The sequence below is a fragment of the Arthrobacter sp. CAN_A214 genome, from assembly GCF_015751955.1.
Classification (GTDB): domain Bacteria; phylum Actinomycetota; class Actinomycetes; order Actinomycetales; family Micrococcaceae; genus Arthrobacter_D.
This window is the reverse complement of record NZ_JADOUU010000012.1, coordinates 23,930-46,550: the sequence shown is the minus strand read 5'-3', so window position 1 is coordinate 46,550 and position 22,621 is coordinate 23,930. Positions and strand designations below refer to the sequence as shown.

Genomic DNA, 22,621 nt, shown 5'->3' with positions numbered 1-22,621 from the left:
AGGCGCTGGCATGATCCCCTCCGCCGAGCGTGAGATCTCCGAACACGGCGCCATGCTGCGTGCGCTGGAACTGGCCGCGAGCGGGGTGCGTGGCGCAAATCCGCTCGTTGGGGCCGTGGTTCTCGACCCGTCCGGCAGAGTAATCGGCGAGGGCGCGCACAACGGCGCAGGAACGCCCCACGCCGAGCCTTCCGCCCTGACGGACGCCCGGAGCCGGGGCCACGACGTCGACGGCGGAACAATGGTCGTCACCCTCGAACCCTGCAGCCACACCGGGCGCACCGGCCCCTGCTGCGAAGCGGTTTCCGCAGCAGGTATCCGCCGTGTGGTCTACGCCGCGACGGATACCAACGCCGAGGCCGCGGGAGGAGCCGCCTGGCTGAGGTCCCACGGTGTCGAATGCGTCGGCGGAAAGCTGGCGGCAGCCGCCGCCGGCCTCAATCCGCGGTGGGTCCGGTCGATGGCCGAAGGCAGGCCGTTCGTCACCCTCAAGACCGCCGGAACCCTCGACGGCAGGGTGGCGGCACCGGACGGCACGAGCCAGTGGATCACCGGGCCTGAAGCACGGTCCGACGGCCACACGATCCGGGCGCGCGCCGACGCCGTCCTGGTGGGCACCGGCACCGTGCTGGCGGACGATCCGCGGCTCACGGCCCGCACGGAAAGCAGCGATCGCCAGCCCCTGCGGGTGGTGATGGGGTTACGGCGACCGGCGGCTGATGCCGCCGTCCGGGGACCCGGCTTCCTCCATCTGGCCACGCGGGATGTCGGCGCCGCCCTCGATCAGCTGATGCAGGCTGGCGTCCGGCACCTGATGGTGGAGGGCGGCCCCACCATCGCAGGTGCTTTCCTTCAGGCCGGGGTGGTGGATGAGATTTTCAGCTATGTCGCGCCGATCATCCTCGGCGACGGCAAGCCCCTGATCCCGCCCCTGGGAATTTCCACCCTTACTGCAGCAAGCCGCTGGCGGCTCGACCCGGACGGTGGCGCCGCCGTCCAGCAGCTGGGAGCCGATCTTCGGCTTCACCTCCGTCCCGACGACACCGCCGACGGACCTGAACCACCTGCCGTATCCACCCAGCCAGCAACGCAAGCCCCGCCGACGCCGTCAGCGTCACGAGACCAGGAGTCACCATGTTCACAGGAATAGTGTCCGAACAGGGAAGCGTCGTGTCCCTTGACGTTGCCGCGGACCAGGAGAGCGCCGTGCTGGTGTTCGACGCCCCGGTCAGCGGCGCCGACCTCGCGCCCGGCGGGTCGATCGCCGTCAACGGAGTGTGCCTGACGGCGGTGAAGCTCGACGGCGGAAGGGTTGCGGTGGACGTCATGGGGGAGACCCTGCGGCGAACCACCACCGGCACGCTGCTACCTGGCGCAGCGGTGAACCTCGAGCGGTGCGTCCAGGCCGGCGGGCGGCTCGACGGGCACGTGGTACAGGGTCACGTGGATGGACTGGGCACGCTGGTGGAGCGGGAGGACCTCGGCGCATGGCACCGGCTGCGTTTCTCCCTGCCGCTCGATCTCGCCCGGTTTGCAGCGGAGAAGGGATCCATCGCCATCGACGGCGTCTCCCTGACCGTGACGGCGGTGAGCCCGCCGTCGGCCGACGAGGCCTGGTTCGAGGTAGGGCTGATACCCACGACCCTCGAAGCCACCGGTCTGGGCAGCAAGGCCATCGGGGGGCAGGTCAATCTCGAAATGGATGTGCTCGCGAAGTACGCAGAGCGTCTCCTGGGGTTCGCTGCGGGAAGCGGAGCCGCCGGCGGGCGCAGCATGGGCGCCGACACTCCGTCCGGCACTGCAGGCGACACGGCGGTGCACGCATGATCGCCGCACACTCTGAAGGACCGACGACGGTGAGCCCGACAGCCGCCGGGGGTCAGCCCCGGGCTGTCGTCCTCGACCCGGTGCAGCTCGCCGTCGAGGCCATTGCCGCGGGGCGGGCCGTCGTCGTCGTGGATGACGCGGACAGGGAGAACGAGGGGGACATCATCTTCGCCGCCCAGTCCGCAACCCCCGCCCTGGTCGGCTGGACGGTCCGTCATACCTCGGGGGTGCTGTGCGTTCCGCTCGAAGGCGCCGCCGCCGACCGACTCCGGTTGCCGCCGATGACGGCGGTCAATGAGGATTCGAAGGGCACCGCGTACACGGTCTCCTGTGACGCAGCGACCGGCGTCAGCACCGGGATCAGCGCGGCGGACCGGGCACTCACTGCCCGGATCCTCGCCTCCCCGGACAGCGCACCGACAGACCTCACGAGGCCCGGGCACATGTTTCCGCTCCGCGCCGCGGAGGGCGGCGTCCTTGAGCGGCCGGGGCACACCGAGGCCGGCGTCGAGCTGTGCCGGCTCGCCGGGATGGAGCCGGCGGCTGTGATCGCCGAGCTCGTGCACGACGACGGAACCATGATGCGGTTGCCGGCCCTGCGGCAGTTCGCGGACGAGCACGCCCTGGCGCTGATCTCGATCGAGGACCTCATCCTTCACCTTTCCGACCTCCAACCATCAACCACCAGGAGCACTCCATGAGCGGCCACGGCGCACCCGTCATCGACATCAGCGGAATCAATCAGGACGCATCCGGAGACGGCAAGCCGCTGCGGCTTGCCGTGATCGCGGCAAGCTGGCACACCGGGATCATGGACGGGCTGCTCGACGGCGCGCGCCGGGCTGCAGCGGAGGCGGGCGTCGAGACCACCGAGGTGAGGGTCCCCGGAAGCTTCGAGCTGCCGGTCGCCGCGGCGCGTCTCGCACCGCACTTCGACGCCGTCGTCGCACTCGGCGTCGTCATCCGCGGCGGGACGCCGCACTTCGACTACGTCTGCCAGGCGGCGACGTCGGGCCTCACCGACGTCAGTGTGCGCACGGGAGTGCCGGTTGGCTTCGGCGTCCTCACCTGTGACAACGAGCAGCAGGCCCTTGACCGCGCCGGACTGCCCGGGTCGAGCGAGGACAAGGGGCACGAGGCCGTCAGCGCGGCACTGGCCACGGCCGCAATCCTCCGGAAATGGCCGTCCAGATGATGGGCCCCGGCACCGAGAAGTCCGTCACACCGCAGGGCGCGGGGCGGGAAGAACCGCAGGGAACCAGTAACGTTGGCACCGTGAAGACCTTTGATTCCCTCTTCGAGGAACTGAGCGGTAAGGCAACTGCGCGCCCTTCGGGCTCCCGCACGGTGGCCGAACTCGATTCCGGTGTGCACGGGATCGGCAAGAAGGTGGTCGAGGAAGCAGCCGAGGTGTGGATGGCCGCCGAATACGAATCGAACGACGAGACGGCGGAGGAGATCTCCCAGCTCCTGTACCACCTGCAGGTGCTGATGCTCGCCAAGGGACTTTCGCTCTCGGACGTCTACAAGCATCTCTAGCCGCGTCCCGAGCGGAATCCTCCGCGATGCGGCCGTTGCCCTCCGTGTTCGATCCCAGCGAGATCCAATCCCAGCAAAGTTCAATCCCAGCGAAAGTTTCCCCATGCTCCGTGTAGCAGTCCCCAACAAGGGCGCCCTTTCCGAGGCAGCCTCCGCCATGCTCGCCGAGGCGGGCTACCGGCAACGCCGCGACACCCGTGAACTGGTGCTGGTGGACGCCGAGAACGACATCGAATTCTTCTTCCTGCGACCGCGCGACATCGCGGTCTACGTGGGCTCGGGAACGCTCGACGTCGGCATTACCGGCCGCGACCTGTTCCTCGACGCCCAGGTGCAGGCCGAGGAGCTCCTCCAGCTCGGTTTCGGAGCGTCGACCTTCCGGTTCGCCGGACCTGTCGGCCATTTCTCGGCGGCGACCGAGCTCGAGGGCAAGCGACTAGCCACCAGTTACGAGGGCCTCCTCAACGACTACCTCGGGGAGCGCGGCATCCGCGCCGCTGTGGTGCGGCTCGACGGCGCCGTCGAATCCTCGGTACGGCTCGGGGTGGCCGACGCCATTGCTGACGTCGTCGAGACCGGAAGCACGCTCAAGGCCGCGGGCATGGAGATTTTCGGCGAGCCCATCCTCCGCAGCGAAGCCGTCCTGATCGGCCGGGCCGGTGCGGAGCCGCCCGCGGGCCTCGACGTCCTCACCCGCCGGCTCCAGGGCGTGCTCGTCGCGCGACAGTACGTGCTGATGGACTACGACATCCGCAAGGACCTGGTCGACGACGCAGCTGCGCTCACCCCCGGCCTCGAATCCCCAACGGTCTCGCCCCTGAGGGACTCCGAGTGGGTGGCGGTGCGCTCGATGGTCCGGCGCAGCGAGACCAACCGGGTGATGGACGAGCTGTATGAGCTGGGTGCGCGGGCCATCCTCGTGAGCACTATCCACGCCTGCAGGATCTAGGAGCGGTTTCATGGGTGTTGCAGTAAGGGTCATTCCGTGCCTGGACGTCGACGCGGGCCGGGTGGTCAAGGGGGTGAACTTCGAGGACCTCCGCGATGCCGGCGATCCGGTGGAGCTCGCACACCGCTACGACCGCGCGGGCGCCGACGAACTGACGTTCCTCGACGTCACCGCGTCCTCCGGTAACCGGGCCACGACCCTCGAGGTGGTGGCCCGCACCGCCGAGGAGGTCTTCATTCCCCTCACCGTGGGCGGCGGCGTGCGGGAGATCTCCGACGTCGACCGCCTGCTGCGCTTCGGCGCCGACAAGGCGTCCATCAACACGGCGGCGGTCTCACGGCCCGCGATCATCGACGAGATCGCCGCTCACTTCGGTGCCCAGGTGCTGGTTCTCTCACTCGACGCGCGGCGCACCCGGGATGCCCCCACGCCGTCCGGTTTCGAAGTGACGACGTACGGTGGGCGCAAGGGAACCGGGATCGACGCCATCGAGTGGGCCCGTGAGGCCGCCGACCGGGGAGTGGGGGAGATCCTCCTCAACTCGATCGATGCCGACGGGACCAAGAACGGGTTCGACCTCGAGCTCATCCGCGCTGTCCGGGCAGCCGTCACGGTTCCCCTGATCGCCTCTGGCGGAGCGGGAGCGCCGGAGCACTTTCCGCCGGCCGTCGCCGCGGGCGCGGATGCGGTGCTCGCGGCATCGGTCTTCCACTTCGGACCCGTGGACGCCATCGCCCAGGTCAAGGCGGCGATCCGGGACGCAGGCTTCCCGGTCCGCTGAACACCACGACGCCTCCCGGGGTACGGCCTCCGGACGCTAGGGCCCGATATCGGCGCTGTCGAGGAGTGCGACGGCGTCGGGCTGGCCCTCGAAGGTGACGAGTGAGTGGGCGCGCCGGCCGTGCGCGTGCATGAGCAGTTCGGCCGGCTCTCCGACGATGGCGACGGACACATGTGCGCGCTTGGCCACGTGCCTCGGCCCGTCCGGCCGCACCAGCACGATCCCCAGGTCGACTCCCCGGTACAGCAGCGCCGCGCGTTTGATCAGTTCACCCCACAGCGCCTCCGAGTACTCCTCGTCGAGGGCCCTCGGTGCCCACCTCGTGCCGGCGCGCCGGACATCCTCCGTGTGGACGAGGTATTCGATGAGGTTTGCACTTCTGTCCACCGACTCGATCCGCAGGGGAGAGAACGGCGGCGGTCCCGCGCGGAACTTCCTCACGAGTCGGCGGTAACCCTCGGGAGTGGCCGCCTTCGCTGCGGTTTTCCGCGTGGCTTTCTCCGTGGCGCCCGCGAACGGCTTCAGGACGATGCCGAGGCTTGCCGCAGGTCGGTGCTCACGCAGAAAGAGATGCGCCGCGAGCTCCTTGGTTTCCCACCCCTCGCACAGCGTCGGGGCGGAAGGGCCGGCAGCCAGCAGCGTTTCGGCAAGGACATCGCGGGACGGAATCACATAGCGCATCACAGCTGAAAGTAGCATGAACGCCGGGTATGTGGGTGGTGCACGGCTGTATTGCGTGAGCACTAGAATTGGAAACGATGCCTTCCCTCAACGCTTCCCCCCGAACCTCACCCGCCACACCCCTGGAACCGGCCACCGGCGCCGCGTCCGGTCCGGCCGCGGGGCACGATCCGGCACGGGATCCGGCACGGGGGCCCGAACTCGATCCCGGTGTCAGCGCAGCGCTCAAACGCAATGACGCAGGTCTCGTGGCCGCGGTCGTCCAGCAGCACGACTCCCTCGAGGTGCTCATGGTCGGGTGGATGGACGACGAAGCGCTGCGGCGCACCCTGAGCACCGGCCGGGTCACGTTCTACTCCCGGTCCCGCGGCGAATACTGGCGCAAGGGGGACACCTCCGGTCACCGGCAGTGGGTCAGGGGCGTTGCGCTCGACTGCGACGGCGACGCGCTCCTGGTCACCGTGGACCAGGAAGGCGCGGCCTGCCATACCGGCACCCGCACATGCTTCGACGGGCGCGACATCGACGCGGTGATCGGGACCAGCTCCGCGGGAACCATGGAGCCCAGCTCCGTCGGCACCATCGAACCCACCGAAGGGAACTGAGGCGATGCAGCACCTGGGAACGCTCAGTCCCACCCTCGAGGAGTTCCGCGAGCTCGCTCGGACCCATCGGGTCGTCCCCGTCCACCTCAAGGTCCTGGCCGACGCGCATACGCCGATCGGGATCTACCGCAAACTGGCCGACGGTCAACCCGGCACGTTCCTCATGGAATCGGCGGCCGTGGGCGGCGTGTGGTCGCGCTATTCGTTCATCGGCGTGAATTCACGCGCCACCCTGACCACGCGCGACGGCGAAGCGCACTGGCTCGGCAAGCCGCCGTCCGGCGTCCCCGTCTCGGGCGACCCCGTGGAAGCGGTACGGCTCACCGTCGAGGAGCTCCGGACCGAACGGTTCGACGACCTGCCACCCTTCACCTCCGGGCTGGTCGGGTTCGTGGGCTGGGAAGCAGTGCGCCACTGGGAGCGGCTCACCAGCCCGCCCGAGGACGATCTGCACCTTCCCGAGCTGGCGATGTGCCTCGTCGCGGACATGGCCATCCACGACAATTCGGAAGGCTCCCTCACCCTTGTCGCGAACGCGATCAACTTCGACGGCTCGGATGACCGCGTCGACGAGGCATGGCACGACGCCGTGGCGCGTGTGGACGCACTGCTCGCCAGACTTGCGGAGCCGGCGGACCTTCCCGTGTCGGTGATGGATCCCGGCGCCCGCAGCGTCGATCAACTGCTGGGCGGCGTCCGGGAGAGCTGGGACCGGCCGAAATACCTTGCGGCGATCGAGCGCGGGAAGCAGGCGATCGTTGACGGCGATGTCTTCCAGGTGGTGATCTCGCGACGGTTCGAGCTCGACTGCGAGGCATCAGCGCTCGACGTGTACCGCGTCCTACGGACCACGAACCCCAGCCCCTACATGTATCTCTTCAGCCTCGAGGACGCCGACGGCCGGGCCTACTCGATCGTGGGTTCCTCGCCCGAGGCACTGGTGACCGTCACGGGGGACGAGGTCATCACCCACCCCATCGCAGGGTCACGACCGCGTGGCAGGACGACCGACGAGGACCGGGCACTTGCCGACGAGCTGCGGGCCGATGAGAAGGAAAAGGCCGAGCACCTCATGCTCGTGGATCTCGCCCGCAACGATCTCTCGAAGGTGTGCGTTCCGGGCAGCGTCGATGTCACGCAGTTCATGGAGGTGGAGCGGTTCAGCCACATCATGCACCTCGTCTCCACCGTCGTCGGGCGTTTGTCCTCGCGGAGATCCGCCTACGACGTCCTTGCTGCCACTTTCCCTGCCGGCACACTTTCCGGAGCGCCCAAACCCCGGGCGCTCCGGTTGATCGACGAGCTTGAACCGCACCGGCGCGGCATCTACGGCGGCGTGGTGGGCTACCTCGACTTCGCCGGGGACATGGACATGGCGATCGCAATCCGTTCCGCCCTGCTGCGGGACGGTACGGCCTATGTACAGGCCGGCGGAGGAATCGTCGCCGACTCGGTCCTGGAATCCGAAGCGCTCGAGACCGTCAACAAGGCGGCCGCGCCACTCCGGGCGGCGCTGACGGCGTCGGCCCTTCGCCCCGCCGCCCCGGTCCTCGTCCCGGGGGAGACCTCCCATGGCCGCTGAGCTGGGCGCCGAGCGGGCGGTGCGGCTCAAGCGCCGCGGCACCGTCGTGATGGCGATCGTGCTGATGGCCCTCCTCGCCTTCGGCACCACGACACAGACCTGGCTGACGGTCAGCCTGCCCCAGGATGCCGTGCAGACGCCGGACCTCGACGTCGCGGGCAGCGACGCCGCGACCCCCGTCACCGCTTTCGCGCTCGTGTCCCTCGCCGGGGCGTTCGCGGTGTCCATCGCGGGACGCATCGCCCGGTGGGTGGTGGCGATCATCCTCTTGGTGGCCGGTGTCGGGATAGCATTCGTGAGCCTTCAGGTCACTGGCGATCCCACCGCCGCCGCGGCGCCGTCGATCGGCGAGGCGATCGGAATCAGCGGGGGAGCGGGTGCTACCGTCACCACCACCGCAATGCCCTGGGTTGCTGCCGGGGCGGGCCTCCTCCTCGCCGCCGCTGCAGTCTGGCTGATCATCGCCGGACGGTCCTGGGGCCAGACCAGGCGGTACGAGAAGAATCCGCAGGGTGCAGCCCCGGCACCGGGGACGGCGCATGCCGGGGAGATCGACAGCTGGGACCGGTTGACGCACGGCGAGGACCCCACGCGCTAGGCGTAGTTCGGACCTGCGCAGGGACGACAGCGCTTCCCGCAGTTCAGTGGGGGGCCGCCAACAGTGGCAGAATGTAGGCAGACACGGATGAAGGAGAAGCACCATGGCAGCTGAAACCAGCGAAACGACGAATCGGAACTCCCCCACGAGCCACGCGCAGATGGGCGACGAGACGATCGGCCACGGCAACAGCCCAGCGGCATGGACCTGCGTGCTGATCATGCTCGTCGGTGCGGCGATCTCCTCCTTCGCCTACATCCTGGCGAGCACCGAGGGCAACCACGGCCTCGGCACCCTGCTGTTCTGGCTCGGAATCGGCGTCATGTTCATCGGCCTGCTCGTTGGATTCGTCCTCCGCCGGATCGGGTACGGCGTGGGCGGCTCGAAGCTCAAAAAAGAGCACTAGGTGAGCGTCCTCGACGACATCATCGTCGGCGTCCGCGAGGATCTCGCCGCCAGGGAGTACGCACTTCCGCTTCCCCGGCTCCAGTCGAACGCACTGGCCCGGCCCGCGGCGCTCGACGCCCACTCCGCCCTCAAGGGCAACGGACCCGGCGGGCTCGAGGTCATTGCAGAGGTCAAGCGGAGCAGCCCGTCCAAGGGCAGCCTGGCGAGCATCACCGACCCGGCGGCGCTTGCGGCGCGCTACGAGTCCGGCGGGGCCGCAGTGGTCAGCGTCCTCACCGAGCAGCGGCGGTTCAAGGGATCCCTCGCCGACCTCGACGCCGTCCGCGCGCGGGTGAACATTCCGGTGCTGCGCAAGGACTTCACGGTCACTGATTACCAGATCTGGGAAGCTCGTGCCCATGGGGCTGATCTCGTGCTGCTCATCGTCGCCGCCCTCGGCGACGCCCAGCTCGAGCACTTCCTCGGACTGACCCACGAACTGGGCATGAACGCGCTGGTCGAGACCCACACCGCCGAAGAAGTGGACCGCGCAGCGGCAGTGAACGCACGGCTGATCGGCGTCAACGTCCGCAACCTCAAGACCCTCGACATCGACCGTTCGGTCTTTCCGGAGCTCGCCGGACGGATCCCCGAGGGCTCCGTGACGATTGCCGAATCAGGCGTGCGGGACATCGCCGACGTCGAGCAGTTCGCCGCACAGGGCGCCAACGCCGTCCTTGTCGGTGAAGCACTCGTGCGGCACGATGACCCGGAATCGACCATCGGCGCCTTTCGTGCCGCCGGAAGGCGCGCCTGGCGCCGCGTGCACCAGCACTGACGTTCTTCCAGGACTGAACCCGAGTTCCATATCGCCGGAACGCCACCGATCACACCCCAGACAGGAATGCTTGCGTCATGACCGACACCACTTCCCAGGACCAGGATAAGCAGGCCGGAAACGGCGACGCCGGCAGCACCCCCGCCGATGCGTTCCTCAGGCACGACGAGACTCTCCGGCATGCCCCCGGTCCCTACTTCGGAGCCTATGGCGGCCGGTGGATGCCTGAATCGCTGATCGCCGCGCTGGATGAACTCGAGGAGACGTTCGACAAGGCGAAGGCGGACCCGGAGTTCACCGCGCAGGTCGCGGACCTCAACCGCAACTACGCCGGGCGGCCCTCCCTGCTCACCGAAGCGAAACGCTTCGCGGAGCATGCCGGCGGCGCGCGGATCTTCCTCAAGCGCGAAGACCTCAACCACACCGGTTCCCACAAGATCAACAACGTGCTCGGCCAGGCGCTCCTCGCCAAGCGCATGGGCAAGACCCGCGTCATCGCCGAAACGGGAGCAGGCCAGCACGGTGTCGCGAGCGCCACAGCGGCCGCTCTGCTCGGCCTTGAGTGCGTGGTGTACATGGGCGCCGAGGATTGTCGGCGCCAGGCACTGAACGTGGCACGCATGCAGCTCCTCGGTGCCGAGGTGGTACCGGTGACCAACGGCTCGCAGACGCTGAAGGATGCCATCAATGATGCGCTGCGCGACTGGGTGGCGAACGTCGACACCACCCACTACCTCCTCGGCACAGCCGCGGGGGCACACCCGTTTCCCTCGATGGTCCGGTATTTCCACGAGGTCATCGGCGAGGAGTCGCGCGAGCAGATCCTCGAGCAGGCGGGCAGGCTGCCCGACGCCGTGGTGGCATGCGTGGGCGGCGGCTCCAACGCGATCGGGATCTTCCACGGCTTCCTCGACGACCGTTCCGTCCAGCTGTACGGCTTCGAGGCCGGCGGCGACGGCGTCGAATCGGGCCGCCACGCGGCCACCATCACGCTCGGCCGGCCCGGCGTCCTGCACGGCGCACGTTCCTACCTGATGCAGGACGAGGACGGCCAGACAATGGAGTCGCACTCCATCTCCGCAGGCCTCGACTACCCCGGCGTCGGGCCGGAACACGCCTACCTCTCGGACATCGGCCGCGCGCACTACGAGCCCATCACCGACGCCGAGGCCATGGAGGCCTTTCAGCTCCTGTGCCGCACCGAGGGGATCATTCCTGCGATCGAGACGGCACACGCGCTGGCGGGTGCGATGAAGGTCGGCCGGCGCCTGACAGCCGAGCTCGCCCCGGGGGAGGTGCCCGCGGACAGGATCGTCGTGGTCAGCCTGTCGGGACGGGGCGACAAGGACGTCGCGACGGCGGCCGAGTACTTCGACCTGCTGCCCGATGACAGCGCCGAGCAGGAAATCGCCCAGGAGGGTGAACAGCTATGAAGACCAGCCAGACCGAAACCGGCCAGGCCGGACCCGGCTATTCAAAAGCGGCCGCAGCGATCGATCGGGCCAGAAGTGAAGGCCGTGCGGCCCTGATCGGTTACCTGCCCGCCGGTTTCCCCGATGTCCGGACAACCATCGACGCCGGCATCGCGATGGCGCGCAACGGCGTGGACCTCATCGAGATCGGCATTCCGTACTCGGACCCGGTCATGGACGGCCGCGTGATCCAGGACGCCACTGTGGAGGCGTTGAACAAGGGCTTCGCCGTTTCCCAGATCTTCGACGTCGTCGAGGGAATCACCCGCGAAACCGACGCGGCGGTACTCGTCATGACCTACTGGAACCCCGTCATGCGCATGGGCGTGCGCGAGTTCGCCGGCAGGCTCGCAGCGGCCGGAGGTGCGGGCCTCATCACCCCTGACCTCATCCCGGATGAGGCGGCCGAATGGCTGGAGGTCTCGGATGAGTTCGGTCTTGACCGCGTGTTCCTCGTGGCGCCCTCGACCTCACCGGAACGCATGCAGCGCACCGTCTCCGCCAGCCGCGGATTCGTCTACGCCGTGTCCGTCATGGGTGTTACCGGCGCACGCACCTCGGTGGGCGCAGCGGCGCGTGCCGTCGTCGACGCCGCCCACGCAGCAGGCGCGGAACGTGCCTGTGTCGGCCTCGGCGTTTCCACCGCCGGGCAGGTCGCCGAGATCGCCGAATATGCCGATGGCGTGATCGTCGGAACGGCCCTCGTTGCAGCGCTGCGCGACGGAGGAGTTCCAGCCGTCGCAGCCCTGACCAAAGAACTCAGCACCGGTACCGGAAAGAAATCTGCATGAATGCCGTCCTGCCCTCCAGTGCAATGACGCTTCCGGCGTCGATTCCCAGTCCTCCCGCGGAGTGGGCAAGCTTCGAACTCGGCCCACTGGTGATCCACGCCTACGCCCTCTGCATCCTGCTCGGCATCATCCTTGCCCTGCTCCTCACCCAGAAACGGTTCACCCGCTACGGAGGCAACGGCGACGCCATCTGGGACGTGGCCATCTGGGCCATTCCCTTCGGCATCATCGGCGGACGGCTGTACCACGTGTTCTCATCGCCGGACGCCTATTTCGGGCCGGAGGGCGACCCTGTCCGTGCCTTCTACATCTGGCAGGGCGGTCTCGGAATCTGGGGAGCCGTTGCACTCGGCGCGGTCGGCGCGTGGATCGGTTGCCGCCGTGCCGGCGTGCGGTTGGCGGCTTTCGCCGATGCCGCAGCCCCCGGTCTGCTGCTGGCCCAGGCCGTGGGCCGTTGGGGCAACTGGTTCAACCAGGAACTCTTCGGCGGACCCACCGACCTTCCGTGGGGCCTGGAGATCGATCCGTCGAACGCCAACTTCCCGGCGGACGCCGATCCCGGGACCCTCTTCCATCCCACCTTCCTCTACGAATCGCTCTGGAACCTGGCAGGGGTGGCTATCCTGCTGCTCGTCGACCGACGGCTCCGCCTGCGGGGTGGCCGCATGTTCTGGTTGTACGCCGCCTACTACACCCTTGGCAGGGTCTGGATCGAAGCACTGCGGATCGACGACGCCGAGATGATCACCCTGTTCGGCGTGACCCAGCGGTTGAACGTGTGGACCAGCATCCTCATCTTCATCGTCGCGGTGGCGATCCTGGTGTACCTTTCGATGCGCCAGGACAAAAAGGATGCGACGGCGGTCTACCTTCCGGGGCGCGAGCCGGCCGGGAAAGAGGACGAGGGTGCATCGGACACGGTAGTTGCTTCCTCCGATGATTCCGGATCGGGCACAGTTGCCCCGCCGGCGGGACAGGAACGGTCAGGAGAAAACGATCGTGGTAATCTTTCCGAAACAAAAGGCTCCTCAGCGGCACCTGTGCCGCAGGACCCCGCGAGAGCGGAGCCTCGGGACTAGGTCTCCCACTTACCGTCCCGGGCTACCGCCTTCAAGGACGCGAGACCACAGTGTCGTGGCTTACCGCGGTACCGACGCCGGATCACCCTCCTGCCGCTACCTGCACGGTTTTCCAACCAGCTGAAGACGAGCAAAAGGCGTCCGATGCAACTGGCGGTAGCCCCGGCGAGGCCGGATACCTGCCCGAATAGAACAGGCGCCGCCGACCGGTGCGCGCCCCGGGGCCAAGGCTGTCCCCTCCCAACGCTCCATCATGGGGGAAGGACTCTTTCTATGAACGCTTCACCGAATAAGCCTCTACAGCAGCAGGCCGCAGCTTCGGCTGCGGGCACGACAGCAGCTGCGGGCGAGCTGAAAACGGCACCGCACACGGATCCGAATTCTCCAGCTGGAAGCGGTGCGATCTCGCCCTTCGAGCGCTTCTCGAAGGTACCTGCCGCAACGGGCCTCTACAACCCCGAGAACGAGAAGGACGCCTGCGGCCTGGCCGTCATCGCCACCCTCCGAGGGGAGCCGGGCCATGACATCGTCGACGCAGCGCTCACCGCACTTCGGAACCTCGAGCACCGCGGAGCCGTGGGCGCCGATGAGGGGACCGGCGACGGCGCGGGACTGCTGACCCAGGTACCGGATGAATTCTTCCGCGCCGTCGTCGACTTCGATCTGCCGGCCGCCGGCTCCTATGTGGTGGGGACGGCGTTCCTCCCTGCCGAGCAGAAGGAGGAGGAAACAGCCCGCGCCGGCCTCGAAGCCATTGCCGAGGCGGAGGGCCTCACGGTTCTCGGCTGGCGCGTCGTGCCGGTCGTCGCTGAGCTCGTGGGCGCCATGGCGCGCGCCTGCATGCCCCATTTCGTGCAGCTTTTCCTGGCGCCCTCCGGTGCCGCCGGCGACCTCGACGCCCGGGCATTCCGGGTCCGCAAGCGCGCCCAGAACAAATTCGGTGTGTATTTCCCATCACTCTCCTCGAAGACCATCGTCTACAAGGGCATGCTCACCACCGCCCAGCTCGAGCCGTTCTACCCGGACCTCTCCGACCCCCGCTTCAAGACACGCCTCGGAATCGTCCACTCCCGTTTCTCCACCAACACGTTTCCCTCCTGGCCGCTCGCCCAGCCGTTCCGCGCCATCGCCCACAACGGCGAGATCAATACGGTCAAGGGCAACCGGAACTGGATGCGCGCGCGGCAGTCGCAGCTGGCCAACCCCCTCCTGGGTGATTCGCCCGAGGAGCTCTTCCCGATCTGCACCCCGGGAGCCTCCGACTCGGCGTCGTTCGATGAGGTCGCCGAGCTGCTGACGCTCTCCGGACGCCCGATCACGCACTCCATCATGATGATGATCCCTGAAGCCTGGGAGAACCACACCTCCATGGACCCGGCGCGCCGGGCGTTCTACCAGTACCACTCGATGCTCATGGAGCCCTGGGACGGGCCGGCCGCGGTGTCCTTCACGGACGGGCGCCTCGTCGGCGCGGTCCTCGACCGCAACGGACTGCGCCCGGCCCGGTACTGGGTCACCGAGGACGGCCTGGTGATCCTCGCCTCCGAAGTGGGCGTGCTCGACGTCGAGCCCTCCAAGATCGTCCGCAAGGGCCGGGTCTCGCCCGGCAAGATGTTCCTCGTCGACACGGAGGAAGGCCGCCTCATCGAGGACGAGGAGGTCAAGGCCGATATCGCTGCGGCGAATCCGTGGGGAGAGTGGGTCAAGGAGAACCTGATCCAGCTCGAGGACCTCCCCGAGCGTGAACACGTCGTCCACACCAAGGCCTCCATCAACCGTCGCCAGCGCACCTTCGGCTACACCCAGGAGGAACTGCGGATACTGCTCGGTCCCATGGCGAAATCGGGTGCCGAGCCGCTCGGCGCCATGGGCTCGGACACTCCCATCGCCGTCCTGTCCAAGCGCCCGCGGCTGCTCTTCGACTACTTCGTGCAGTCCTTTGCGCAGGTCACCAACCCACCCCTGGACTCGATCCGCGAGGAGCTCGTGACCTCCATGGGCGTCACCATCGGCCCCGACGGGAACCTCCTGTCCACGGGCCAGGTCCGCTCGAAGCAGATCGCCCTGAAGTTCCCCGTCATCAACAACGACGAGCTGGCGAAGATCGCCAACCTCGAGACCGACGACGGCGACCGCCTCACCGCCCGCGTCCGTGGCCTGTACCGGCACGACGGCGGCGAAGCGTCACTGCGCGCACGTCTCGCCGAGATCTGCGAGCAGGTTTCGAGCGCCCTCAACCGGGGGGTCGAGTACGTGGTGCTGTCCGACCGCGACTCCAACGCGCAGTGGGCACCCATCCCGTCGCTGCTGCTGACGAGCGCAGTCCACCACCACCTGCTCAAGAGCGCCAACCGCACCAAGACCTCCCTCGTGGTGGAGGCGGGCGACGTGCGCGAGGTCCATCACGTGGCGGTACTTATCGGCTACGGCGCTTCCGCTGTCAACCCGTACCTCGCGATGGAGAGCTGCGAGGAACTCGTCCGCAACGGTGACATCACGGGTGTCAGCGCGGAGAAGGCCGTGGCCCACCTCATCAAGGGCCTCGGCAAGGGCGTCCTGAAGATCATGTCGAAAATGGGCATCTCCACGGTGGGATCCTACTGCGGTGCCCAGACCTTCGAAGCGCTGGGCCTCTCTCAGGAACTGGTGGACGAATACTTCCACGGCACCCAGACCCAGCTCGGCGGGGTGGGCCTCGACGTGATCGCGTCGGAGAATGCCGCCCGGCACGAAACCGCCTACCCCGAGGACGGCATCGAGGATCCGCACCGCGACCTCGACAACGGCGGCGAGTACCAGTGGCGCCGCGAGGGCCCCCCGCACCTGTTCAACCCCGAGACCGTGTTCCGGCTGCAGCATGCCACCCGCGAGCGGCGCTACGACATCTTCAAGTCCTACACCCGCGGCGTCGACGACCAGTCGAAGAACCTCATGACGCTCCGCGGCCTCCTCCGGTTCCGCGGCGACGCACGGCCGGCGCTGGCCATCGACGAGGTGGAACCCGTCTCGAGCATCGTCAAGCGTTTCTCCACGGGTGCCATGAGCTACGGCTCCATCTCCAAGGAGGCACACGAGACGCTCGCCATCGCGATGAACCGCCTCGGCGCGAAATCCAACACCGGCGAGGGCGGTGAGGACACGGACCGCCTTCTGGACCCCGAGCGCCGCTCCGCCATCAAGCAGGTGGCATCAGGACGCTTCGGCGTCACGAGCCTGTACCTCACGAACGCCGACGACATCCAGATCAAGATGGCGCAGGGTGCCAAACCCGGAGAGGGCGGCCAGCTGATGAGCCAGAAGGTCTACCCCTGGATTGCCCGCACCCGGCACTCCACACCGGGGGTCGCGCTCATCTCCCCCCCACCGCACCATGACATCTACTCCATCGAGGACCTCGCCCAGCTCATCTATGACCTCAAGCGGTCCAACCCGAGCGCCCGCGTCCATGTGAAGCTCGTGTCCGAGGTGGGGATCGGCACCGTCGCGGCCGGTGTCACCAAGGCGAAGGCCGACGTCGTGCTGGTCTCAGGGCACGACGGCGGGACCGGAGCCAGCCCGCTCAACTCCCTCAAGCACGCAGGGATCCCCTGGGAGCTCGGACTCGCCGAAACGCAGCAGACCCTGATGCTCAACGGGCTGCGCGACCGCGTGGTGGTGCAGGTGGACGGTCAGCTCAAAACCGGGCGCGACGTCGTCATCGCCGCCCTGCTCGGTGGCGAGGAATTCGGCTTCGCCACGGCGCCGCTGGTGGTGTCCGGCTGCATCATGATGCGCGTCTGCCACCTCGACACCTGTCCCGTGGGCGTCGCGACCCAGAATCCGGAACTACGCAGCCGCTTCACCGGCAAACCGGAATTCGTGGTGAACTTCTTCGAATTCATCGCCGAGGAAGTCCGGGAGATCCTCGCCGAGCTCGGTTTCCGGACACTCGAGGAAGCCATCGGGCACAGCGAGCTGCTGGACGCGAGGGACGCCATCGAGCACTGGAAGGCAGACGGCCTCGACCTCGACCCGATCCTGCGCGGCAACGAGTTCAACTCCGGCTCTCCGATGCGGAACATGCTTCCGCAGAACCACGAGCTCGACCAGCACTTCGACAATCAGCTGATCAGCATGAGTGCCGATGCGCTTGAGCGCCGCTCACCGGTGAGGATCTCAGTGGATGTGGTGAACACCGACCGCTCCGTCGGAACGATGCTCGGTCACCAGGTGACGAAGCGCTTCGGCCTCGATACCCTCGCAACCGACACCATCGACGTCACCCTCACCGGGCAGGCCGGGCAGTCGCTCGGTGCTTTCCTCCCAGCAGGTGTCACGCTGCGGCTCCTGGGCGACTCGAACGACTACGTGGGCAAGGGACTATCCGGCGGACGGATCATCGTCCGACCCGACCGGGCCAACATCTTCCGGGCCGAGCGCAACGTGATCGCGGGCAACGTCATCGGTTACGGCGCCACGAGCGGGGAGATGTTCCTGCGGGGCCAGGTGGGGGAGCGGTTCCTGGTGCGCAACTCGGGTGCCACAGCCGTCGCCGAGGGGATCGGAGACCACGGCTGCGAGTACATGACCGGCGGGCAGGCCCTGGTTCTCGGCCGCACCGGCCGGAACTTCGGCGCGGGAATGTCCGGGGGAACCGCCTTCGTGCTCGACCTCGATTCGACCAAGGTCAACAAGCAGAGCCTGGAGAACGGTGAACTGCTGCTCGTTCCGCTCGACGCCGAAGACATCGAGATCGTGCGGAGACTGCTGATCCAACACCTCGAGGAGACCGAGTCCGAGCTCGCGGGGCGCCTCCTCGACACCTTCGAGGACACCGTCCTCCGTTTTACCAAGGTGCTGCCACGCGACTACGCGGCAGTGCTCGACGCCCGTGCCACCGCCGTCGAGCAGGGCCTCGACCCTGACGGCGAAGAAGTGTGGACCAAGATTCTGGAGGTAACCGGTGGCTGACCCACGCGGATTTCTTAAGGTGCGCGAGCGCCAGACCCAGTCGCGCCGCCCGGTTCCCGTGCGGATCATGGACTGGAAGGAAGTGTACGAGGCGCAGGAACAGGGTGTCCTCAAGAGTCAGGCCGGGCGCTGCATGGACTGCGGCATCCCGTTCTGCCACCAGGGTTGTCCGCTGGGGAACCTGATCCCGGAGTGGAATGACCTGACGTTCCGGGGCAAGGGGCGCGAGGCCATCGAGCGGCTGCATGCCACCAACAACTTCCCGGAGTTCACCGGGCGCCTGTGCCCGGCACCGTGCGAGTCCTCCTGCGTGCTCGGCATCAACCAGCCACCGGTCACCATCAAGCAGGTGGAGGTGTCGATCGCCGACCAGGCCTTCGAGAACGGCTTCGTGGAGCCGCACCCGCCGGAACGCCTCACCGGACGCACGATCGCCGTCGTCGGCTCCGGGCCGGCCGGGCTCGCCGCCGCCCAACAGCTGACGCGCGCCGGCCACACCGTGGCCGTCTACGAACGCGACGATCGCATCGGCGGCCTCCTGAGGTACGGCATCCCCGACTTCAAGATGGAGAAGTTCCACCTCGAGCGGCGCCTCGACCAGATGCGGGCCGAGGGCACGCGCTTCCGTGCCGGCGTCGCGGTGGGCAAGGACATCAGCTGGGGTCAGCTCAAGCGACGGTACGACGCCGTCGTGGTGGCCACCGGTGCCACCGTTCCCCGTGATCTCGCCATTCCCGGGCGCGAGCTCGACGGGGTCCATTTCGCGATGGACTACCTCGTGCAGGCGAACCGCGTGGTCGCAGGGGAGACGGTGGAGGACCAGATCTCCGCCGAGGGCAAGCACGTGGTCATCCTGGGCGGCGGTGATACCGGCGCGGATTGCCTCGGCACCGCCCACCGGCATCGGGCCGCAAGCGTCACCACCCTTGCGATCGGTCAGCAGCCGTCGTCGGAACGGCGCCCCGACCAGCCCTGGCCCACCTTCCCGACCCTGTTCGACATCGCCAGCGCGCACGAGGAGGGCGGCGAACGCCGGTACCTTGCAAGCACCGTGGAATTCGTGGGGGACAACGGCACGCTGCGCGCCATCAAGGTGGCTGAAACCGAGTTCGTCAATGGCCGACGCGTGCCGAAGGCAGGCACCGAGAGGGAGATCCCCGCCGATCTCGTTTTCCTCTCCCTCGGCTTCACCGGTGCGGAGCCGGCCGGACTCACCGAGCAGGTGGAAGCCGAATTCGACGAGCGCGGAAACGTGGCGCGTGATGGCTACTACATGACGAATACGCCGGGAGTGTTCGCTGCCGGCGACGCCGGGAGGGGCCAGTCCCTGATCGTCTGGGCCATCGCGGAGGGACGGGCCTGTGCGGCCGCGGTCGACCAGTGGCTCATGGGCTCCACCAAGCTGCCGGCACCCGTGGCACCCAGCGACCGCTCGATCGCCGTTCTCTAGAGTTGACCGAATTCCCCCCACCAAACACGACTAGGCTAGGTTTATGAGACGCGCAAAAATCGTTGCAACCTTCGGGCCGGCAATCGCCAGCTACGAGAACACCCTCGCAGTCCTCGACGCCGGGGTGGATGTCGCCCGGATGAACATGAGCCACGGCGACTACACCGTGCACCAGCAGACCTATGAGAACGTGCGTCGTGCGTCCGAGGAGCTCGGAAAGCCCGTCGGCATCTTCGCCGACCTGCAGGGCCCCAAGATCCGGCTTGGCCGTTTTGCCGACGGCCCCCACGCCCTGGCGCCGGGCGACGTCTTCACCATCACCATCGAGGATGTCGAGGGCACGAAGGACATCTGCTCGACGACGTTCAAGGGTCTGCCGCACGACGTGAAGGTGGGGGACATGCTCCTCATCGACGACGGCAAGGTATCGTTGCGCGCCACCGACGTCGACGACGTCAAGGTGGTCACCGAGGTGACCGTCGGCGGCATGGTGTCCAACAACAAGGGCATCAATCTTCCCGGCGTGGCCGTGAACGTGCCGGCGCTCAGTGAGAAGGACGAGGAGGATCTGCGCTGGGCCATCCAGCTCGGCGTCGACATGGTGGCGCTGTCCTTCGTCCGCGGAGCCGACGACGTCAATCGCGTCCACGAGATCATGGACGAGGAGGGGCGCCGCGTTCCTGTCATCGCCAAGATCGAGAAGCCGCAGGCAGTCGAAGCCCTTGAGGAGATCATCGACGCCTTCGACTCCATCATGGTGGCCCGGGGAGACCTCGGCGTCGAACTCCCGCTGCAGGACGTGCCGATCGTCCAGAAGCGCGCCATCGAACTGGCCCGCCGTTGGGCGAAGCCGGTCATCGTGGCAACGCAGGTGCTCGAGTCCATGATCGAGAACCCGCGGCCCACCCGCGCGGAGGCCTCGGACTGCGCCAACGCCGTGCTCGACGGCGCCGATGCAGTCATGCTGTCCGGCGAGACCAGCGTGGGCAAGTACCCCATGGAGACCGTCCGGATCATGGCGGACATCATCGAATCCACCGAGAAACACGGCATGGAGCGCGTTCCCGCCCTCGGCAGCAAACCCAAGACCCGCGGTGGCGCCATCACGCGGGCCGCCGTCGAGATTTCGGACCAGCTCGACGCCAAGTACATCTGCACGTTCACGCAGTCGGGGGACTCGGCGCGGCGGCTTTCACGGCTGCGGCCGAGGAAGCCGGTGGTGGCGTTCACCCCGGTGCAGTCCACGCTCAATGCGATGTCCCTGATCTGGGGAGTCGAGCCGAAGCTCGTGGAATTCGTAGAGCACACCGACCAGATGACCGCCCAGGTGGACCGCGTCCTGTTCGAGCAGGGCATGGTCGAGGTGGACGACCTCGTGGTCATCGCTGCCGGTTCCCCTCCCGGACAGGCCGGCTCGACGAACTCCATCAAGGTGCACCGCGTGGGAGACATCACCGACGCCGGCCAGATGCCCGACGGCCATACCGCTTTCGTCAAGGAAGGCGTCGGCCCCTGGCCTGTCAGGAACAAGAAGTAGTCCTGCCGGGGCGATCGGCGGGCCCCACACGGGCCTCCTGAGTCTTGCAGAATGGGCTACGCAGAACGCCCGGCTGGTGTCCCAGCCGGGCGTTCTGCGTTGGTGCTGGTTCCGGCCCTGGGCTAGTTGACCTGATTGATGATCGTCTCGGCCACTTCGCGCATGCTCAGGCGACGGTCCATCGACGTCTTCTGGATCCAGCGGAACGCCTCCGGCTCGGTGAGGCCCATCTTCGTGGTCAGCAGGCTCTTGGCCCGCTCGACCAGTTTGCGGGTGGCGAACTGCTCCTGGAGGTCGGACACCTCCGCTTCCAGTGCCTTGATCTCCTCGTGCCGTGACATGGCGATCTCGATCGCCGGGATGAGGTCCGCCGGCGTGAACGGTTTCACCACGTACGCCATGGCGCCTGCCTCACGGGCGCGCTCGATAAGCTCCTTCTGACTGAATGCCGTCAGGAGGACCACGGGCGCAATGCGGGCCTTGACGATCTGCTCGGCCGCCGTGATGCCGTCCATGACGGGCATCTTGACATCCATCAGCACGAGGTCGGGTTTGTGCTCTTTCGCCAGGGCCACGGCCTTCTCGCCGTTGTCCGCCTCGGCGACGACCTCGTAGCCCTCGCCCTGGAGGATTTCCACGATGTCGAGCCTGATGAGAGTCTCATCCTCGGCGACAATGACCCGCTTGGCGGGACCTGCTGCGGTGGAATCGGTGGGATCGGACACTGTTGCTCCTTGATGACGGCACGTCCGGTCAGGTAGAGCGAAACGCTCCGACCGGTTCTCAGAAACAGCCTATCGGCATGTAGAGTTGTTTCGCGCACGAGCGGCGTTATGAGTCCCAAATCTCATGCATGCCCGTGCAGTTGGCCCGAATGGCGGAATTGGCAGACGCGCTGCACTCAAAATGCAGTATCGAGAGGTGTGTGGGTTCGAGTCCCACTTCGGGCACAATGTTTCATGGATGAAGGCCGGAGGCATAACCTCCGGCCTTCATCCGGTTGCGTCAGAGAGCGGAGTCGCGGGTCTCGTTACGGGTAACGGCTTCTCCAGTGTTCGGATCGACAACGGAGCGTGACTCAGTGATGCGGTGCTGCCGGCGCGGTGCGGCCATCGCCACGGACGCAATCAGCCCGATCAGGCCGACGCCCATGAGAATCCAGCCGACCATGTCGAGGTTGACGACACTGACGGTGTCCAAGTTGATGGCGAAGGTGAGAATTGCTCCCACAGCAATGAGGAAAGCAGAGAAACCGATACGCATGGCGAATGCTCCTTTTGTTTTCGGAAAGCGGAGTGAACAGCGTTCTGGTGCGGCGTACAACCTCCGGAGACATTGTGGCGCTAAGCCTACTTCGGAATTGCTGATTCTTCTCACGGCACACTCAGGAGTTTTCAACAGCCGATAGAAGCGAGAGACGGGGCTGATTGGTGGCTGACCTCGGGTGTGCTCCCAACGGCCGGAACAATTCGATTTCCGGTGTATCGCCCGGATCACGAAATACTTTCCGAGAAATGCGGCCGGGTCCTGCGGCTGTCGGCCGATCCGACTACGA

21 protein-coding genes and 1 tRNA gene are annotated in these 22,621 nt (G+C 67.2%); 19 read left to right on the top strand and 3 right to left on the bottom strand.

Features of this window, described 5'->3' with window-relative positions:
• The first annotated feature begins 10 nt into the window (after positions 1–10).
• The 7 genes from ribD (at position 11) to hisF (ending at position 5,096) form a co-directional block, all read left to right on the top strand.
• Entirely contained in the window at positions 11–1,150 is a 1,140-nt protein-coding gene (gene ribD / locus IWX65_RS11410) for a bifunctional diaminohydroxyphosphoribosylaminopyrimidine deaminase/5-amino-6-(5-phosphoribosylamino)uracil reductase RibD (RefSeq protein WP_196882958.1), read from the top strand.
• Positions 1,135–1,827 (top strand): riboflavin synthase, encoded by a 693-nt coding sequence (locus IWX65_RS11405; RefSeq protein ID WP_196882957.1) that lies wholly within the window; start codon positions 1,135–1,137, stop codon positions 1,825–1,827. Before ribD ends, IWX65_RS11405 begins: the two co-directional genes overlap by 16 nt.
• Positions 1,824–2,528: a 3,4-dihydroxy-2-butanone-4-phosphate synthase gene (ribB, locus tag IWX65_RS11400; RefSeq protein ID WP_196882956.1), complete on the top strand. Its 705-nt coding sequence runs from the start codon at positions 1,824–1,826 to the stop codon at positions 2,526–2,528. Before IWX65_RS11405 ends, ribB begins: the two co-directional genes overlap by 4 nt.
• A complete protein-coding gene (ribH, locus tag IWX65_RS11395) occupies positions 2,525–3,022 on the top strand; it encodes a 6,7-dimethyl-8-ribityllumazine synthase (RefSeq protein WP_196882955.1) in 498 nt (165 codons plus the stop codon). Before ribB ends, ribH begins: the two co-directional genes overlap by 4 nt.
• A gap of 80 nt (positions 3,023–3,102) precedes the next feature.
• A complete protein-coding gene (locus tag IWX65_RS11390; RefSeq protein WP_196883033.1) occupies positions 3,103–3,366 on the top strand; it encodes a phosphoribosyl-ATP diphosphatase in 264 nt (87 codons plus the stop codon).
• A gap of 103 nt (positions 3,367–3,469) precedes the next feature.
• Positions 3,470–4,315: an ATP phosphoribosyltransferase gene (hisG, locus tag IWX65_RS11385; protein WP_196882954.1), complete on the top strand. Its 846-nt coding sequence runs from the start codon at positions 3,470–3,472 to the stop codon at positions 4,313–4,315.
• Between the two features lie 10 nt (positions 4,316–4,325).
• Positions 4,326–5,096 carry an imidazole glycerol phosphate synthase subunit HisF gene (gene hisF / locus IWX65_RS11380; protein WP_196882953.1) on the top strand — a complete coding sequence of 257 codons (771 nt, stop codon included), beginning with the start codon at positions 4,326–4,328 and terminating at the stop codon, positions 5,094–5,096.
• Positions 5,097–5,132: 36 nt separating this feature from the next.
• Here the strand turns inward: hisF and IWX65_RS11375 are convergent, their stop codons facing one another.
• Positions 5,133–5,777, bottom strand: a complete 645-nt coding sequence (locus IWX65_RS11375) for a TIGR03085 family metal-binding protein (protein WP_196883032.1) — start codon at positions 5,775–5,777, stop codon at positions 5,133–5,135.
• Between the two features lie 77 nt (positions 5,778–5,854).
• On the opposite strand from IWX65_RS11375, the gene hisI reads away from it, so the two are divergent.
• From hisI to pyk, 11 genes are all read left to right on the top strand, one after another.
• Positions 5,855–6,382 carry a phosphoribosyl-AMP cyclohydrolase gene (gene hisI, locus IWX65_RS11370; RefSeq protein WP_196882952.1) on the top strand — a complete coding sequence of 176 codons (528 nt, stop codon included), beginning with the start codon at positions 5,855–5,857 and terminating at the stop codon, positions 6,380–6,382.
• Between the two features lie 4 nt (positions 6,383–6,386).
• The gene (locus tag IWX65_RS11365; RefSeq protein WP_196882951.1) at positions 6,387–7,964 is read left to right on the top strand and encodes an anthranilate synthase component I; all 1,578 of its coding nucleotides are present in this window, start codon (positions 6,387–6,389) and stop codon (positions 7,962–7,964) included.
• Complete coding sequence (locus IWX65_RS11360) at positions 7,954–8,562, top strand: Trp biosynthesis-associated membrane protein (RefSeq protein WP_196882949.1); 609 nt, start codon at positions 7,954–7,956, stop codon at positions 8,560–8,562. The genes IWX65_RS11365 and IWX65_RS11360 overlap by 11 nt, the downstream gene beginning before the upstream one ends.
• A gap of 160 nt (positions 8,563–8,722) precedes the next feature.
• Positions 8,723–8,968: an HGxxPAAW family protein gene (locus tag IWX65_RS11355; protein ID WP_196883031.1), complete on the top strand. Its 246-nt coding sequence runs from the start codon at positions 8,723–8,725 to the stop codon at positions 8,966–8,968.
• Positions 8,969–9,787, top strand: a complete 819-nt coding sequence (gene trpC / locus IWX65_RS11350) for an indole-3-glycerol phosphate synthase TrpC (RefSeq protein WP_196882947.1) — start codon at positions 8,969–8,971, stop codon at positions 9,785–9,787.
• 77 nt (positions 9,788–9,864) lie between these two features.
• The gene (gene trpB / locus IWX65_RS11345; protein ID WP_196882945.1) at positions 9,865–11,220 is read left to right on the top strand and encodes a tryptophan synthase subunit beta; all 1,356 of its coding nucleotides are present in this window, start codon (positions 9,865–9,867) and stop codon (positions 11,218–11,220) included.
• Positions 11,217–12,050, top strand: a complete 834-nt coding sequence (trpA, locus tag IWX65_RS11340; RefSeq protein ID WP_196882943.1) for a tryptophan synthase subunit alpha — start codon at positions 11,217–11,219, stop codon at positions 12,048–12,050. The genes trpB and trpA overlap by 4 nt, the downstream gene beginning before the upstream one ends.
• Positions 12,047–13,129, top strand: a complete 1,083-nt coding sequence (lgt, locus tag IWX65_RS11335) for a prolipoprotein diacylglyceryl transferase (RefSeq protein WP_196882941.1) — start codon at positions 12,047–12,049, stop codon at positions 13,127–13,129. Before trpA ends, lgt begins: the two co-directional genes overlap by 4 nt.
• Before the next feature lie 273 nt (positions 13,130–13,402).
• On the top strand, positions 13,403–18,079 hold the full coding sequence (gene gltB, locus IWX65_RS11330) for a glutamate synthase large subunit (RefSeq protein ID WP_196882939.1): 4,677 nt from the start codon (positions 13,403–13,405) through the stop codon (positions 18,077–18,079).
• Positions 18,072–19,529: a glutamate synthase subunit beta gene (locus IWX65_RS11325; RefSeq protein WP_196882938.1), complete on the top strand. Its 1,458-nt coding sequence runs from the start codon at positions 18,072–18,074 to the stop codon at positions 19,527–19,529. Before gltB ends, IWX65_RS11325 begins: the two co-directional genes overlap by 8 nt.
• Positions 19,530–19,572: 43 nt before the next feature.
• Positions 19,573–21,066: a pyruvate kinase gene (gene pyk / locus IWX65_RS11320; RefSeq protein ID WP_196882937.1), complete on the top strand. Its 1,494-nt coding sequence runs from the start codon at positions 19,573–19,575 to the stop codon at positions 21,064–21,066.
• A 122-nt stretch (positions 21,067–21,188) separates the two neighbouring features.
• Here the strand turns inward: pyk and IWX65_RS11315 are convergent, their stop codons facing one another.
• On the bottom strand, positions 21,189–21,791 hold the full coding sequence (locus IWX65_RS11315; RefSeq protein ID WP_196822877.1) for an ANTAR domain-containing response regulator: 603 nt from the start codon (positions 21,789–21,791) through the stop codon (positions 21,189–21,191).
• A 143-nt stretch (positions 21,792–21,934) separates the two neighbouring features.
• On the opposite strand from IWX65_RS11315, the gene IWX65_RS11310 reads away from it, so the two are divergent.
• Positions 21,935–22,016, top strand: a tRNA-Leu gene (locus tag IWX65_RS11310).
• Positions 22,017–22,071: 55 nt separating this feature from the next.
• On the opposite strand, the gene IWX65_RS11305 is transcribed toward IWX65_RS11310, so the two are convergent.
• Positions 22,072–22,329 (bottom strand): DUF6458 family protein, encoded by a 258-nt coding sequence (locus IWX65_RS11305; protein ID WP_196822876.1) that lies wholly within the window; start codon positions 22,327–22,329, stop codon positions 22,072–22,074.
• Positions 22,330–22,621: the final 292 nt, after the last annotated feature.

Excerpts from the sequence above, each read along its gene's own strand:
- trpA (WP_196882943.1), top strand. The coding sequence starts at position 11,217 with ATGAAGACCAGCCAGACCGAAACCGGCCAGGCCGGACCCGGCTATTCA.
- lgt (WP_196882941.1), top strand. The coding sequence starts at position 12,047 with ATGAATGCCGTCCTGCCCTCCAGTGCAATGACGCTTCCGGCGTCGATT.
- IWX65_RS11405 (WP_196882957.1), top strand. The coding sequence starts at position 1,135 with ATGTTCACAGGAATAGTGTCCGAACAGGGAAGCGTCGTGTCCCTTGAC.
- ribB (WP_196882956.1), top strand. The coding sequence starts at position 1,824 with ATGATCGCCGCACACTCTGAAGGACCGACGACGGTGAGCCCGACAGCC.
- hisF (WP_196882953.1), top strand. The coding sequence starts at position 4,326 with ATGGGTGTTGCAGTAAGGGTCATTCCGTGCCTGGACGTCGACGCGGGC.
- IWX65_RS11355 (WP_196883031.1), top strand. The coding sequence starts at position 8,723 with ATGGGCGACGAGACGATCGGCCACGGCAACAGCCCAGCGGCATGGACC.
- IWX65_RS11305 (WP_196822876.1), bottom strand. The coding sequence starts at position 22,329 with ATGCGTATCGGTTTCTCTGCTTTCCTCATTGCTGTGGGAGCAATTCTC.
- IWX65_RS11375 (WP_196883032.1), bottom strand. The coding sequence starts at position 5,777 with ATGCGCTATGTGATTCCGTCCCGCGATGTCCTTGCCGAAACGCTGCTG.
- pyk (WP_196882937.1), top strand. The coding sequence starts at position 19,573 with ATGAGACGCGCAAAAATCGTTGCAACCTTCGGGCCGGCAATCGCCAGC.
- hisG (WP_196882954.1), top strand. The coding sequence starts at position 3,470 with ATGCTCCGTGTAGCAGTCCCCAACAAGGGCGCCCTTTCCGAGGCAGCC.
- trpB (WP_196882945.1), top strand. The coding sequence starts at position 9,865 with ATGACCGACACCACTTCCCAGGACCAGGATAAGCAGGCCGGAAACGGC.
- IWX65_RS11365 (WP_196882951.1), top strand. The coding sequence starts at position 6,387 with ATGCAGCACCTGGGAACGCTCAGTCCCACCCTCGAGGAGTTCCGCGAG.
- IWX65_RS11360 (WP_196882949.1), top strand. The coding sequence starts at position 7,954 with ATGGCCGCTGAGCTGGGCGCCGAGCGGGCGGTGCGGCTCAAGCGCCGC.
- ribH (WP_196882955.1), top strand. The coding sequence starts at position 2,525 with ATGAGCGGCCACGGCGCACCCGTCATCGACATCAGCGGAATCAATCAG.
- hisI (WP_196882952.1), top strand. The coding sequence starts at position 5,855 with ATGCCTTCCCTCAACGCTTCCCCCCGAACCTCACCCGCCACACCCCTG.
- ribD (WP_196882958.1), top strand. The coding sequence starts at position 11 with ATGATCCCCTCCGCCGAGCGTGAGATCTCCGAACACGGCGCCATGCTG.
- gltB (WP_196882939.1), top strand. The coding sequence starts at position 13,403 with ATGAACGCTTCACCGAATAAGCCTCTACAGCAGCAGGCCGCAGCTTCG.